General features: G+C 68.3%; 8 protein-coding genes. 7 read left to right on the top strand and 1 reads right to left on the bottom strand.

Annotated elements, in window-relative coordinates; translation table 11 throughout:
* Positions 1-860, top strand: an 860-nt coding sequence (locus QZ847_RS01505; protein ID WP_294352448.1) for an adenosylhomocysteinase, incomplete at its 5' end; no start/stop codon positions are given.
* A gap of 149 nt (positions 861-1,009) precedes the next feature.
* Here the strand turns inward: QZ847_RS01505 and QZ847_RS01500 are convergent.
* On the bottom strand, positions 1,010-4,096 hold the full coding sequence (locus QZ847_RS01500) for a TonB-dependent receptor (RefSeq protein WP_294352446.1): 3,087 nt from the start codon (positions 4,094-4,096) through the stop codon (positions 1,010-1,012).
* A 208-nt stretch (positions 4,097-4,304) separates the two neighbouring features.
* Between QZ847_RS01500 and QZ847_RS01495 the strand changes: the two genes are divergently transcribed.
* The 6 genes from QZ847_RS01495 to QZ847_RS01470 all read left to right on the top strand — a co-directional run.
* The gene (locus tag QZ847_RS01495) at positions 4,305-6,644 is read left to right on the top strand and encodes a PAS domain-containing sensor histidine kinase (protein ID WP_294352444.1); all 2,340 of its coding nucleotides are present in this window, start codon (positions 4,305-4,307) and stop codon (positions 6,642-6,644) included.
* Positions 6,641-7,096, top strand: coding sequence for a tRNA (adenosine(37)-N6)-threonylcarbamoyltransferase complex ATPase subunit type 1 TsaE (gene tsaE, locus QZ847_RS01490; protein WP_294352442.1), 456 nt, complete (start codon positions 6,641-6,643; stop codon positions 7,094-7,096). Before QZ847_RS01495 ends, tsaE begins: the two co-directional genes overlap by 4 nt.
* Positions 7,081-8,070: a phosphotransferase gene (locus tag QZ847_RS01485; protein ID WP_294352440.1), complete on the top strand. Its 990-nt coding sequence runs from the start codon at positions 7,081-7,083 to the stop codon at positions 8,068-8,070. Before tsaE ends, QZ847_RS01485 begins: the two co-directional genes overlap by 16 nt.
* Complete coding sequence (locus tag QZ847_RS01480) at positions 8,067-8,822, top strand: nucleotidyltransferase family protein (RefSeq protein WP_294352438.1); 756 nt, start codon at positions 8,067-8,069, stop codon at positions 8,820-8,822. The genes QZ847_RS01485 and QZ847_RS01480 overlap by 4 nt, the downstream gene beginning before the upstream one ends.
* Positions 8,815-11,787: a double-strand break repair protein AddB gene (gene addB, locus QZ847_RS01475; RefSeq protein ID WP_294352437.1), complete on the top strand. Its 2,973-nt coding sequence runs from the start codon at positions 8,815-8,817 to the stop codon at positions 11,785-11,787. The genes QZ847_RS01480 and addB overlap by 8 nt, the downstream gene beginning before the upstream one ends.
* Positions 11,777-14,694: UvrD-helicase domain-containing protein (locus tag QZ847_RS01470; RefSeq protein ID WP_294352435.1), on the top strand; the 2,918-nt coding region annotated here is incomplete at its 3' end. The genes addB and QZ847_RS01470, both read left to right, overlap by 11 nt.

Below are 14,694 nucleotides of genomic sequence, written 5' to 3'. Positions count from 1 at the left end.
AGACCGTCAAGAACCTGAAGGGCGTGTCGGAAGAGACGACCACCGGCGTTCACCGCCTGTACGAGATCGCCAAGAAGGGCGAGCTGCCTTTCCCGGCGATCAACGTCAACGACTCGGTCACCAAGTCGAAGTTCGACAATCTGTACGGCTGCAAGGAATCGCTGGTCGACGCGATCCGTCGCGCCACCGACGTCATGCTGGCGGGCAAGGTCGCCGCGGTCGCCGGTTTCGGCGACGTGGGCAAGGGCTCGGCCCAGTCGCTCCGCAACGGCGGCGCCCGCGTGATGGTCACCGAAATCGATCCGATCTGCGCGCTGCAGGCGGCGATGGAGGGCTTCGAGGTCGTCACCATGGACGAGGCCGTGAAGCGCGCCGACATCTTCGTGACCGCCACCGGCAATGCCGACGTCATCACCGCCGATCACATGAAGGCGATGAAGCCGATGTCGATCGTCTGCAACATCGGCCACTTCGACAGCGAGATCCAGATCGCCGCACTCGACAATTACGAGTGGACCGAGGTCAAGCCCGGCACTGACCTGGTCAAGTTCCCCGATGGCAAGCAGATCATCATCCTGGCGAAGGGCCGCCTGGTGAACCTGGGCTGCGCGACCGGCCACCCGTCGTTCGTCATGTCGGCATCGTTCACCAACCAGACGCTCGCGCAGATCGAGCTGTGGACCAAGGGCGAGAACTACAAGAACGAGGTCTATGTCCTGCCCAAGCACCTCGACGAGAAGGTCGCGGCGCTCCACCTCGAGAAGCTTGGTGTGCAGTTGTCGAAGCTGACCGCGAAGCAGGCCGGCTACATCGGCGTGCCGGTCGAAGGCCCGTTCAAGCCGGATCACTATCGCTACTGATCACCAGTCGATCGGCTGATGCAGGGGAGGGCGGGGCTTCGGCCCCGGCCTTTTCTTTGTCTGTCAAAAGCAAGTTTCGGCGAACAAAGAAAAGGGCGCCGCGGATCAACCGCGACGCCCATCGAAGTGGCTCCTGAGCGCGTCGGCGATCAGAAGTTCAGGCGAACGCCCGCGTAGTAGCGGCGGCCCAGCGGATCGTAGACGCTGGTCGCGGTGTCCTGGCCCGTATCGGCACCGATGTCGGCGAGGTACGGCGGCTTGTTGTTGAGCAGGTTGAACCCGCCGACGTAGAACTCAAACTGGTCGTTCACGTTGAAACGGATCTGCGAGTCCAGGTAGAATTGCGGACGGACGCGGTACAGTGGGTTCGAACCCGGGCGAGCGCCGGTCAGCTGATCGTCGAGGCTCGCCTGGCTCAGCCACGTGCCCGTCATGGTCAGGCCGACACCTTCGATGTCGTACGAACCGTTGACGGTGAAGCGATCGCGCGACGCGCCGATCTCACCCGCGAAGTAATCGCGGTCCGCGTCGGGCAACGGTACCGTATAGCCTGAAATCAGGTGGGTATACGACCCGCGCAGCCCCAGCGTACCCGTCAGGCCGATGTCGGCAAGATTCTGCCGCCAGGTGATGACGGTATCGATCCCCTGCGTCTTGACGCCGCCGCTGTTCAGGTAGGTGGTGGTCAGCTGGTCGATCGATCCCGCGGTGTTCGGACCGATGTTGGCCGGACGGCGCGTGATCTGCCCGCAGTAATCGTTATTCGCTGCCTGGTAGCACTGGTTCAGGATGTACTGCAGCGGCGTCTGAACGATCGCATCCTTGATGCGGATGTTGAAGTAGTCGACCGTGACGACGAAGTTGCGCAGCGCCGGGATCGATTTGGGCGTCAGCACGACGCCGGCGGTGAACGAGTCGCCCTTCTCTTCCTGAAGCAGCGGATTGCCGCTTTCAAAGCTGGTCACGCCCTGAATATCGGCCTGCGACGGCTGGAAGGAGCCGTTGGCGGCGATGTTGGCGGCGATCCCGGCGTTGCTGCGGCACTGGGTGCCCAGCGTGCCGGCGGTGTTCGCTGTGACGCCGATGCAGGGATCGTTGACCGACGGGAAGTTCTGCTGCGGCCCCTGGAACAGCTCGTTGATGTTGGGCGCGCGAACTGAGCGGGCCTGCATCACGCGGAAGCGGATATCGCGGGTCGGCGCCCATTCACCGCCGTAATTGTAGCTGACGGTGGTGCCGACGGTTGAGTAGTCCGACACGCGGATGGCACCACGAACGCTGAGCGCGTGGAAGAAGGGGCGATCCTGCAACAACGGGACGATCGTCTCGCCGAATCCTTCCCACAGGTGGAAGCGGCCGCTGGTGGCGGGCAGCGCGTTGTTGCCGTTTAGACCCTGCTGCGTCAGCAGATCGAAGTCGTTGCGGCTGGTTTCGCGGCGGTACTCGGTACCGACGCTGAAACCGACCGGATCGGCGCCGAACAGCGAGAACAGCTTGCCCGACACGTTGCCGCCGAACACCGTCTGCGTCACCTTGGTCGACAAGGTGGTGGGCACCGCCAGATACCCCTGTGCGGAAGCGAGCGTGCCGGTGCCGTAGATGTTCGCGGGCACGCAGCCATCCGCGCGCGCGGCCGTGTCGGCGCAGACGATCTGCCCGGTCGTCGGATCGCGATAGCTGTTCAGCGCCTGGAAGAAGCGGTTAGTGTTGAACTGACCGGTACCGCTCTGGTTCTCGCTGGTCTGGCCGTAGATGCCGTACACTTCGTAGTTAAAGCGGTCGGCGAGGAAGCTGCCGTTGGCACCGCCCGCCACGCGGAAGGTGTCGCGGCTTGCGCGACTGGTCCGCGGTCCGAAGTCCTGCAGGCGACGATCGAAGTAGATGTCCTTAAGGCCATCGCCGTCGGTATCTGTCGCGGCATTGAAGATCGCGTCGGGCACGAACGGGTTGCGGTAGGTGATGCCGCCGACCACGGTCTGGATCGGGATCTGACCGCTGTTGCGCGGATTGCTGAAGGTCGAATCGAGCGGGAACGGCTCGATCACGGTGCTGACCTTGGTCTTGGCGTAATTGCCTTCAAGGAACAGGTTCAGCGCGGGCGACACTTCGAAGTTCGCACGCCCGGCGGTGACGTAGCGCTCGACCGGAACCGCCAGGTAGCGGAAGTCGGAGCGGTTGAAGCCGTCCGGCCCCGAGATCGAGCCATCTGCATTGACGCAGCCGCCGGTGCCGTTCGGCGAGACGCAGTCGCGCAGTGCGCCGTCCTGGCCATAGGTAAAGGTGGAGTCGCCCGCGTAGTAACGCCCTTGCGGGGCGTAACCCGACAGGTATGGGCGTTGTGGCGTGAACAGGTCGGCGTCTTCGCCAGTCACGGCATAACCGCGACTGCTCGAATCGACCGCGCTCGAACCCGCCTCGGTCGAGCGGTTGCGCTTCAGCACGGTGCCCTGCTTCGAATAGCCGCCGAACAGCATGATGTTGCCGCGTCCGTCGGCGAAGTTCTTGCCCGCCAGCAGGTTAACCTGCCGGTCGAACCCATCACCGTATTGCGAGATGCCGGTCTGCGCGTCGAGCTGCACGCCGTCGAACTTGGTTTTGTAGACGAAGTTGACGACACCCGCGACGGCGTCCGAGCCGTAGACCGCCGAAGCGCCGCCGGTCAGCGTGTCGACGCGCTCGATGAACTGCGTCGGAATGACATTGAGGTCAACCGCCTGGCTGCCGGGCACGCCCGACACGAACCGGCGTCCGTTGACCAGCACGAGGGTACGATCCTCGCCGAGATTGCGCAGGTTGACGGTCGCGACGCCCGCCGACTGCGTCGCGAAGCTGGAATTGGTCCGGCTGATGCCCGGAGCACCGAAGCTCGGGTTCTGTAGCAGCACGTCCTGCACGTTGATGACGCCGGCCTGCTGGATCTGTTCGGCGCCGATGACCTGCAGCGGCGAGGCGGCCGTCGCCGTCGGTGATGCGATCCGCGATCCGGTCACGACGATATCGCTGCCCGACTGAGCTTCCTGGGGATCGCCGTTCGCCTGTGTCGGAGTGCCGGTTGGTGCGACCGGGTTCTGCGCGTTCGGATCGCCGAGCTTGGCGGACACTTCGGGCGCGGCTTGACCGGTCGGCGTTTGTGTCGAGGTGGCGGCCGCGTCCTGCGCGAGGCTCGGCGTGGCGAGCAGCGTCGCGCCGGCGAGAAGCGTGGTGGCCAGCAGGCGCTGGCGCGTCGTCGATGTCATTATAACCCTCTCGATCAGCTATTGAGCAGTCTGACAGCATGGCTGTCTAACTCACCTGTTGGGCGTGTAGGCGGAGGTGTAAGAACGTGATAGGTGGGTAAGCGTCACTGCCTGTAAAAAGTTACTATTGTGACGATCGTGCAACACAGCTGCTGCACGCTTTCTTGCTGGCACTGTTTAAGCGGGATAGTGCAGGCGTTATGCCGAAATGTGCGCCAGTCATACCGTGAGCGAGGGCGTCCTGATCCTCGCGGGTGTGCTGCTCGCGCTCGTGCTCGCGGGTTCGTGCTGGGCATTGTATCGCGGTCTCGCGCTCAAGCAGGCGGCAGCGGGCGCCGTCGTCGAGTGTGACCGGCTGGCCCGCAGGCTGGCGGACTCGCCGGCGCAGGTCCTGGTGATCGCGCCCGATGGCCGCATTGAGGTACCGCACCGGCTGAGTGAGTGGCTGGCGCTGACCAATGGCGTCGGGTCGCTGGCGGAACTGTCGAATGCCGGCTGGGGACTGATAGCCGAGGACGCCGCCGCGATACAGCGCGACGTCGAGGCGACCCGTCGTGCCGCTCGTGCCTTTACCCGCGTGGTGCGAACTAGTGACGGGTCGCGTGCGTTGCGCGTCACCGGCGAGCGCCGCGGGGACGAGACGATGCTATGGTTCGCCGACGTGAGCGCGAGCGAGCAACAACTGTCCGGCTTGCGCGACGATGCGGCGGAATTGAACGAGGCGTTCGCGGCGCTCAGCGCGCTGATCGAGGCAGCGCCGCTGCCAATCTGGTACCGCGACGCCGACCTGCAGCTGGCGATGGTCAATTCGGCCTATGTCTCCGCGGTCGAGGCGCGCGATGCAGCCAGTGTCATGACCCGCGGGCTGGAGTTGATCGAAGGGTCGGGGCAGGGCGGCCCGCGCGCGGGTGCGATTGCGGCGCGCGAGAGCGGACAGGCGCAGGCGCGCGTGCTGCCCGCCACGATCGGCGGCGCACGACGCGCGCTCCGGCTGCACGACGTACCGCTGCCGATCGGCGGGGTGGCTGGCTTCGCGATCGACATCGAGGAGCTGGAGCAGGCCAACGCACGCGAGAAGCGCTTCGCTGAGGCGCAGCGCGCGATGCTCGACCGTCTGTCGGCGGGCGTGGTGCAGTTCGGCCGCGACCGCGCGCTGATCTTCTGCAATCAGCCGTTTCGCCGCATGTTCGCGATGCGGCGCGAATGGTTGTCCGACCGGCCCGAGTTCGACCGCGTGCTCGAGCGGATGCGCGAGGCGGGGCGCGTGCCCGAGGTGCGTGATTTCCCCGGCTGGAAGGCGGAGCGGCGCGGCTGGTTCCTGGCCACCGACGGCGCCGCGGAAGAAAATTGGCACCTGCCCGGCGGCACGCATCTGCGCGTCGTCGCGCAGCCGTTGCCCGATGGCGGCCTGCTGCTGATTTTCGAGGATCGCACCGAGCAGGTTCAGCTCGCCAGCGCGCGCGACACGCTGCTGCGGGTGCGCACCGCGACGTTCGACAATCTGTTCGAGGCGCTGGGCGTGTTCGCCGCCGATGGCCGCTTGCAATTGTGGAACAACCGTTTTCGCGCGCTGTGGAATTTTGAGGAGGAGTTCTTGGCCGGCCACCCCCGCGTCGACGCGATCGCCGAGCGGCTGGCGCCGCAGCTCGCCAATCAGGCACGTTCCGCGCTGATACCCGAGCTGGTCCGCTACGCGACGGTCGAACGCAAGCAGCGCGGCGGTCGCGTCGCGCTGGCGGACGGGCGGCATTTCGAGTTTGCCGCGGTACCGCTGCCCGACGGCAACGCGCTGGTGACGATGCTCGACATCTCCGACAGCCGACGCATCGAGCAGGCGCTGCGCGACCGCAACGAGGCGTTGGAGGCAGCCGACCGGGTCAAGACCGCGTTCGTCGCGAACATGAGCTACGAACTGCGCACGCCGCTCACCTCGATTAGCGGGTTCGCCGAAATGCTGCATGGCGGCTACGCAGGTAATCTGTCGGGTGAGGCGATCGCCTATGTCGACGCGATCCTCGATTCGGTCGAGCGGCTGGGCGTGCTGATCGACGACGTGCTCGACCTGACGCAGGCGGACAGCGCGACGCTGGAGCGCGAGGATGTCGATTTGGGCGCGGTGGTTCGCGCCGCCGCCGACGCGTTGACCGCCTCGGCACGTCGCCACCGCATCGAATTCGTGGTCGAGGTGCAGCGCACCGCCGGGCGGGTCCACGCCGATCGACGGCGCATCCGCGAGGCGGTGGAGCATCTGCTGCGTCACGCAGTCGGTGCGACGCGCGCGGGCGGTCGCGTGCTGCTGCACGTCGACGGCAATTCGAAGCGCGCGCGTATCGTGGTGTCCGACGACGGCGCGGGCATGACCGCGGACGAGGCCGCGCGCGCCTTCGACCGCTTCGCGCAGCCGGGGATCACGCCTGGGCAGGAGCGTGCACTCGGGCTCGGCTTGCCGCTCGCCAAGCAGTTCGTCGAGGCGCACGGCGGCACGATCTCGCTGGTGAGCGAGCAGGGGCAGGGCTCGCTCGTCACGGTCGAACTGCCGCGGCGATGAGCGGCGAAATCCACCTGCCCGATGCCGCGGCAACCGCGGCGCTGGGGCGCAGCCTCGCCACCGTGCTGTGCGCGGGCGACGTGGTGTTGCTGTCGGGCGGGCTTGGCATGGGCAAGACCAGTTTCGCGCGCGGCGTGCTGTCGGCGCTCGGCCTCGCGGGTGAAGCGCCGAGCCCGACCTTCGCAATCATACAGCCCTATGCGCCGCCCGAGGTCCGCCTGCCGGTGGTGCACGCCGATCTGTACCGGATCGAGGATGCCTCCGAGCTAGAGGAACTTGGGCTCGACGACGCGCTGTACGACTCCACCTTGCTGGTCGAGTGGCCCGAGCGCGTGCCGGCAAGCTACTGGCGCGATCCCTTGCGGCTCGCCTTTGCCAACGCACCGGCGGGCGGGCGCGCCTTGACTTGGGACGCGTCGGCGGCATGGGAACGGCGATGGCGACCGACATGACACCGCCGGCCTATGCCGGAGCCTTTCTCGACGCGGCCGGGTGGATCGGCGCGCGCGTTCAACCACTTGCCGGCGATGCCTCCTTCCGCCGCTATTTCCGCGTCGAGGCGGGTGATCGCCGCGCGGTGCTGATGGATGCGCCGCCGCCCCACGAGGATCCGCGGCCATTCATCAGCGTCGCCGGGTGGCTGCACCAACGTGGCTTTGCTGCGCCGGCAATCCACGCGGTCGATCTCGAGCGCGGCCTCGTCCTGTTGGAGGATTTCGGCGACGTGCGGATGCGCGAAACCGTCGACACCGACGCCGACGCGCTGGTGCCGCTCTATTCCGCCGCGGTCGACGTGCTGGTCGACCTTCACCGCCATCCCGCCGGTGCGTGGCGCGTGTACGATCTGGCCGAGTTGCAGCGCGAGGCGGGGCTGCTCGTCGACTGGTACTGTGCGGCGATCGAGCTCGACGTTGATGCGGCGGGGTACCGCGCGGCGTGGGACGAGGTGCTGCACCACGCGCTGACCGAAGCGCCGGTCACGGTCCTGCGCGACTATCACGCCGAAAATCTGATGTTGGTCGGCCCCGAGCGCGCGCTCGGGCTGCTCGATTTTCAGGACGCGCTCGCCGGACACCCCGCCTACGACCTCGTCTCGCTGTTGCAGGACGCGCGGCGCGACGTGGAGCCGTCGATCGAAGAGGCGATGCTGGCGCGCTACACCGCGGCGACGGAGGCAGGTTCGGCCTTCCTGGAGGCGTATCACGTGCTCGGCGCGCAGCGGAATGCCAAGATCATCGGCATCTTCACACGGCTGTGGCAGCGCGACGGCAAGCCGCGCTACCCGGCGCTGTGTCCGCGTGTCTGGGCCTATCTGGAACGTGACCTGAGCCACCCGGTGCTCGCCCCCGTGGCGCGCTGGTTCGACGCGAACATACCGCCGGAATTGCGCGGCGATCCGATGCTGGTCCGCGGGCAGCCGGCGTGACGCGTCCGCGCTACATTCGTCCGGTGCCCGCAGGCGGCGTACCGAAGACCGCGATGGTGATGGCGGCGGGGCTGGGCAAGCGGATGCGCCCGCTGACTGCACTCCGCCCGAAGCCGCTGATCGCCGTCGCGGGCAAGCCGTTGATCGACCACGTCTTCGACCGGCTGCGCGATGCGGGCGTCGAGCGCGCGGTGGTCAACGTGCACTATCTGGCCGACGCGCTGGAGGCGCACGTCACGCACCGGGTGTCGGGGTTGGACGTGATCGTGTCGGACGAGCGCGCGCAACTGCTGGAAACGGGTGGCGGGCTGGTCAAGGCGCGCGACCTGCTGGGAGATGCGCCCTTCCTGGTGGTCAACAGCGACAATCTGTGGCTCGACGGGCCTACGGACGCGATCCGGCTGCTCGCCGCGCAGTGGGACGACGCGACGATGGACGCGCTGCTGCTGCTGGTGCCGTACGCGCGCGCGCACAATCACCGCGGGCAGGGTGACTTCCACCTCGATGCCTCGGGCAAGGTCACCGGCCGGCGTCGCGCCGGGCGGGTGGCGCCTTTCGTCTACACCGGCGTGCAGATCCTGTCGCCGCGGGTGATCGCCGACTGGCCCGAGGGACCGTTTTCGACCAACCTGTTCTGGGACCGCGCGATCGCCGCTGGGCGCGCGTTCGGCGTGGTACATCAAGGCTTGTGGTTCGACGTCGGCACGCCGGGCGCAATCGCGAGAACCGAGGCGATCCTGTCGGATGGCTGAGGAGCGCGGGCTCCACCTCTATACCATTCCGGCACACCGCGCGATCGCCGATGCGGCGGTCGCGGGGCTGCTGAGGCGGTTCGGCGGCGATCGGTTGACGCTGGCGCGTGGACTGGTGCTGGTACCTAACAATCGTGCCGGCGTGGCAATGACGCGCGCGTTCGTGCGCGCGAGCGGCGGCGCGCTGCTGCTGCCGCGGATCGTCAGTCTCGCCGGCGACGATTTGGGCGAAGCGCTGGGCGCGGCGCTCGACCCCGCCGGTGTCACGCCGCTGCTGCCGCCCGCGATCGACCCGCTCCAGCGTCGCATGGTGCTCGCACGCATGGTCGAGGAGGAGCGCGCGCGTGCCGGTCACCCGGTCGACGCGGCGGAGGCGGTGCGGCTGGCAGGCGATCTCGCGCGCACGCTCGATCAGTTGATCGTCGAGGAAATAGACCCGGCGCGACTGGCCGAGATCGATCCGGGCGAGGGGTTGACCGAGCATTGGCAGCGCGCGTTGGAGATGTTCCGCATCGTGCTCGACCGCTGGCCCGCCGAGCGCGAACGGCTGGGGCGGATCGAAGCGGGCGTGCGGCGCATCGCGCTGCTCGACGCGCAGGTGGCGCGCTGGCGCGAGATGCCACCTGCCGGGTTCGTCTGTGCGGTCGGCATCACCGACCCTGCGCCGGCCATCGCGCGGCTGCTGCGCGTGGTGGCCGGTTTGCCGCAGGGGATGGTCGCGTTCGCCAACCTCGACACGCGGATGCCGCAGGAGGAATGGGACGCGCTCGGTCCGCACGACCCTGATCCCGTGACCGGGCTGCGTCGTCGCTCGATCGAGGTACACCCGCAATTCCACCTCAAGCTGATCCTCGATCGCATGGGCGTCGGGCGTGGCGAGGTGCGGACCTGGGTCGGCGGCAGCGACCATGACGCGAGTGCGGTGCGCGGCCGCGCGATCGCCAATGCGCTGGCGCCCGCGGACTTCACCGGCAAGTGGACCGAGCTGGACGCATCCGAGCGGCGTTTGACCGGGGTGGAGGCGGCCGAGCTCGCCACGCCGGCAGAGGAAGCGCAGGCGATCGCGCTGGCGATGCGCGAGTGGATCGAGCAGCCGGGGCAAACCGCCGCGCTGGTCACCCCCGACCGTTCGCTCGCGCGGCGCGTCGCGGCGCATTGCGCGCGCTGGGGGATCCCGATCGACGACAGCGCCGGGCGCGCGCTGTCGATCCTGCCGCCGGGCACGCTGCTGAATGCGATCGTCGAGGCGGCGGCGCAGGATTTCGCGCCAATGGCGCTGTTGACGCTACTAAAGCATCCGCTGGTTCGGAGCGGCGAGCAGCGCGGACACTGGCTGGAGGGCGTGCGGCGGCTCGATCGTGCGCTGCGTGGGCCGCGACCCGCACCGGGGCTAGCGGGGATCACCGCACATCTGGAGGGCGGTCCCGAGCGCGAGCAGGAGCTGCGCCGCGCGGTACTGCCATGGTGGGCGGAGGCACGTGCGCTGCTGGAGCCGGTCGCGGCGGTGTTCGGGCGCGGTAGCTCGAGCCTGCCCGAGCTGGTCGCGGGCCTGCGCGAGTCGGCGCAGGCACTCGCCGGTGACGAGGTGTGGCGCGGCCCGGCCGGGCGCTGCGCGGGCGAGTTGCTGACCAACCTTGAGCGACAGGCGCCGCTCGGACCCGCGAACGCGTCGGCGGCGGGGTTCGCGCCGCTGCTGCGGCTGCTGATGGATGAGGTCGCGGTCAGGCAGATCCAGGGCGAGCACCCGCGGCTCGCGATCTACGGCCTGATCGAGGCGCGATTGCAGACCGCCGACCTGATGATCCTGGGCGGGCTGAACGAGGGGGTGTGGCCGGGCAATCCGCCGCCCGACCCGTGGCTCGCGCCGCGCATCCGCGCCGAGCTGGGCCTGTCGGGATTGCAGCGCGCGATCGGCACTGCCGCGCACGACTTCGGGCAGGGACTGGGCGCGCCGCGCGTGCTGATTACGCGCAGCCGACGCGACGCGCGCAGTCCGGCGCTCGCCTCGCGCTTCTGGTTGCGGCTGGAGGCGATGGCGGGCGAGCGGTTCGTGCGCGCGCATCGGCTGGAGCGCTGGACACGGTTGCTCGATGACGGCGCGACGCCGAAGCCGGCCGAGCGGCCTGCGCCAGTGCCGCGGGCGGAGCTGAGGCCGAAGAGCATCTCGGTCACCGAGGTCGACCGGCTGAAGGCCGATCCGTTCTCCTTCTACGCACGGCGCATCCTGAAGCTGATGCCGCTCGACGCGGTCGATGCCGATCCGAGCGCGGCGTGGCGCGGCACCGCGGTTCACGGCGTGCTGGAGGAATGGGCCGAGCACGACGCCTGTGCCCCCGACCGGCTGGTGCCACGCGCGCTGGCGATGCTCGACGATCCCGCGGCGCACCCGCTGCTGCGCGCGCTCTGGCAGCCGCGGCTGATCGCCGGGATCGAGTGGATTGTGGCGACGATGCAGGCGAACCGTGCCGAGGGTCGCGACATCCTGGCGGCGGAGGGGCAGGGCAATGCGATGCTGTCCGGCATCAAGCTCACCGGCCGCTTCGACCGCGTCGATCGTGCCGCCGACGGATCGATCGTGGTGGTCGACTACAAGACCGGCAAGGCGCCCTCGGTCGCGGCGGTGCGCGGCGGGTTCAACCTGCAGCTGGGTCTGCTTGGCGCGATGGTGGAGGAGGGCGCGTTCAAGAACGTAGATGGCCGTGCCGGAGGCTTCGAATATTGGTCGCTCGCCAAGGGCCGCGACGGCTTCGGCTCGGTGACCAGCCCGGCCGATTCGGCGGGCAAGAACGGGCGCATCATGACCGACGATTTCACCCGCGCGGCGCGCGACAGCTTCGCCGATGCCGCGGCTAAGTGGCTGACGGGCGAGGAGGCGTTCGTCGCCAAGCTCCATCCCGAGTTCGCGCCGTTTGCCGAATATGATCAGTTAATGCGCCGCGACGAATGGTACGGCCGTGAACGCTGACGCGCTCGCACCGCTTCCCGCGCTTCAGGGCGACCAGAAACGCGCGAGCAACCCCGACGCGCACGTCTGGCTTTCCGCCTCGGCGGGGACGGGCAAGACGCAGGTGCTCGCCGCGCGCGTGTTTCGCCTTTTGCTGGGCGGGACCGATCCCTCGGCGATCCTGTGCCTGACCTTCACCAAGGCCGGCGCGGCGGAGATGACCGCGCGGATCAGCCGGCGCTTGGCCGCGTGGGTGCGGATGGACGACGTCGCGCTGTTCGCCGACCTTCGCGCGTTAGGTGAACCAGGCAATCCGCCACAGATCACGCGCGCGCGCACCCTGTTCGCCAAGGTGCTCGACGCGCCGGGCGGTGGCCTGCGCATCCTGACGATCCACGGCTTCTGCCAAAGCCTGCTCGCATCCTTTCCGGTCGAGGCAGGATTTGTGCCCGGCTTCCGCCCGATCGAGCCGCGCGAGGAAGCATTGCTCCGACGACAGGCGCTGTCCGACCTGCTGGTCGCGGCCGAGCGCGACGGACGCGAAGGACCGGTCGCGACGATCGGTCAGCTCAGCGTTCGATTGGGCGAGCAGGGCGCGGAGCAATTCCTGCACGAATGCGCGCGCGCCGGTAGTGCGCTGGAGTCATTGCCGAGCGGGGTCGGCGCGTTCGTCCGGGCTGCGCTGGGCGTGCCGCTGGGCGACATCGACGTGCACGTGCGCGAGCGGTGCGCCGGGCTGAACGAGCGCGCGATCCAGCGGATCGCCGCCGCCAACGCCAGCTGGGGCACGGCAACGGGTCTGAAACACGCCGATGCGATCGCCACCTGGCTCGCCGCCGATGAGGCTGGTCGGGTCGAGCGCCTGCCCGAGTTGATGGCGGTGGTGCGCACCGGCACGGGCGAGCCGCGTAAGGCGTCGGTGAAGTTGATCGCGGCCGAGGCCGATTATGTCGCGCTGTCGGAGGAACTGGGCAGCGCCTGCGCCGACCTGCTCGGGTTGCAGGTGCGCGCCGCCTACGCCGATCTGCTGGGCGCCGCGCTGGAGGTCGGGCGCGATTACGCGCGCGGCTACGCGGCGGCGAAGCGGCGCGCGGGGGCGGTCGATTTCGACGATCTGATCCGCGCCACGGTCAACCTGCTCCGGCAGGACGGCATCGGCGAATGGATCCGCTATAAGCTTGATCAGATCACCGAGCACGTGCTGGTCGACGAGGCGCAGGATACTAACGTCGCGCAGTGGATCATCGTGCAAGCTCTGGTTGACGAGTATTTCGTCGGTCGTGGTGTATACGCTCCGTCGGTGCGGACGCTCTTCACCGTTGGCGACACCAAGCAGGCGATCTTCGGTTTCCAAGGTACTGATCCACGTACCTTCAAGTTGTTCGCCGACTACTTCGAGGCGCGCGCGGCGATAGTCGCGGGTGACGACGACATGGAGGCGGGCGAGCGCGGGCTGCCGTTCGACCGGCTCTCGCTGGTCGACTCGTTCCGCTCGACCGCGCCGGTGCTCGAGTTCGTCGATGCCGCGATCGAGCATGTCGGTGCGACCCACTTCGCGGGCGAGGACATGATCCCGCCGCACGGCAGCCGCATCGCGGGTCCGGGGCAGGTCATGTTGATCCCGGCGGTGGCCGCTGGTGTGGAGGATATATCGGAGGGCGGTGAAGAAGGTTGGGTTGACGACGCCGTTCGCAAAAACGCCACTGACATAGCTCGGTTGGTACGTAGCTGGCTGGACGATGGCCTGATGCTGGAGAGCAAGGGCCGCTCACTTCGGCCCGAGGACGTGATGATCCTCGTCAAGCGCCGCGGCGAACTGGCGCAGTTGCTCGTCGCTAGGCTCTATGCCGAGGGCGTGCCGGTCGCGGGCGTCGATCGATTGAGGCTGAGCGCGCCGCTGGCGGTGCAGGACCTGCTCGCCGCGATCCGCTTCGTGCTGCAACCCGATGACGATCTGAGCCTCGCCAGCCTGCTCGTCTCGCCGCTGATCGGATGGACGCAGGTTGAGCTGCTCGCGCGCGCGGTACCGCGCAAGGGAACGCTCTGGCGGCACCTGTCGGAAACGGTGCCGTCGCTGCTCGGCGACCTTGAGACGATGCTGGCGCGCGCCGATTTCCGCACTCCGTATCAATTCCTGGAGATGATCCTGTCGGGGCCGATGCAGGGTCGGCGCAAGCTGCTGTCGCGGCTGGGCGAGGAAGCGCGCGATCCAATCGAGGAGCTGCTCAACGCCGCGCTCGATTTCGAGACAACGACGACGCCAAGCCTGCAACGCTTCCTCGATTGGTTCGAGCGCGATGAGGTCGAGATCGTGCGCGATGCCGCCGCGCCGCTCGATGCGGTGCGCGTGATGACCGCGCATGGGGCCAAGGGATTGCAGGCGCCGCTGGTCATCCTGGCGGACGCGACCGCCGACCCGGACTCCGCCCCGCGCTCGACCGTGCTGTGGCAGCCGGACGGGCTTGATGAGGGCATCCCGGTGTTCCGCCCGCGAAAAGCGGAGCGCGCCGGTGAGATCGATGCGGCGCTCAGCGAGACCGAGCGGCGTGAGCGCGAGGAGCATTGGCGGCTGTTCTACGTCGCGGCAACGCGCGCGGAGGAGCGGCTGGTCGTGACAGGCTCGCTCAGCGCTAAGTGGAAGGGCGAGGCTCCACCGTCGAGTTGGTATGCGGTGACCGAGCGGACGCTCGATGCGCTGGGCGTGGCCAAAGTGGAGGGCGAGCCACGATTGTTCCACGGCGTCGAGCCACGCGCGCCGGTACCGATGCGCCGCGCTAAGGCCTCGGACGTGGCCGACGAGCTGCCACTGCCCCCCTGGGCACGAGAGATGGCGCCAGAGGAACAGCGCCCACCGCGCCCGCTCGCGCCCTCGTCACTGGGCGAGGACGACGCTGGCGACGCGCCGCCCACGCCCGAGATGCAGGCCGC

It is taken from the genome of uncultured Sphingomonas sp., from assembly GCF_913778135.1.
In the GTDB taxonomy this organism is placed as follows: Bacteria; Pseudomonadota; Alphaproteobacteria; order Sphingomonadales; family Sphingomonadaceae; genus Sphingomonas.
This window is presented reverse-complemented; position numbering and strand designations above follow the sequence as displayed.

Bases quoted from the DNA above. Each gene is read 5' to 3' on its own strand.
- QZ847_RS01500 (WP_294352446.1), bottom strand. From the start codon at position 4,096: ATGACATCGACGACGCGCCAGCGCCTGCTGGCCACCACGCTTCTCGCC.
- QZ847_RS01495 (WP_294352444.1), top strand. From the start codon at position 4,305: ATGTGCGCCAGTCATACCGTGAGCGAGGGCGTCCTGATCCTCGCGGGT.
- tsaE (WP_294352442.1), top strand. From the start codon at position 6,641: ATGAGCGGCGAAATCCACCTGCCCGATGCCGCGGCAACCGCGGCGCTG.
- QZ847_RS01485 (WP_294352440.1), top strand. From the start codon at position 7,081: ATGGCGACCGACATGACACCGCCGGCCTATGCCGGAGCCTTTCTCGAC.
- addB (WP_294352437.1), top strand. From the start codon at position 8,815: ATGGCTGAGGAGCGCGGGCTCCACCTCTATACCATTCCGGCACACCGC.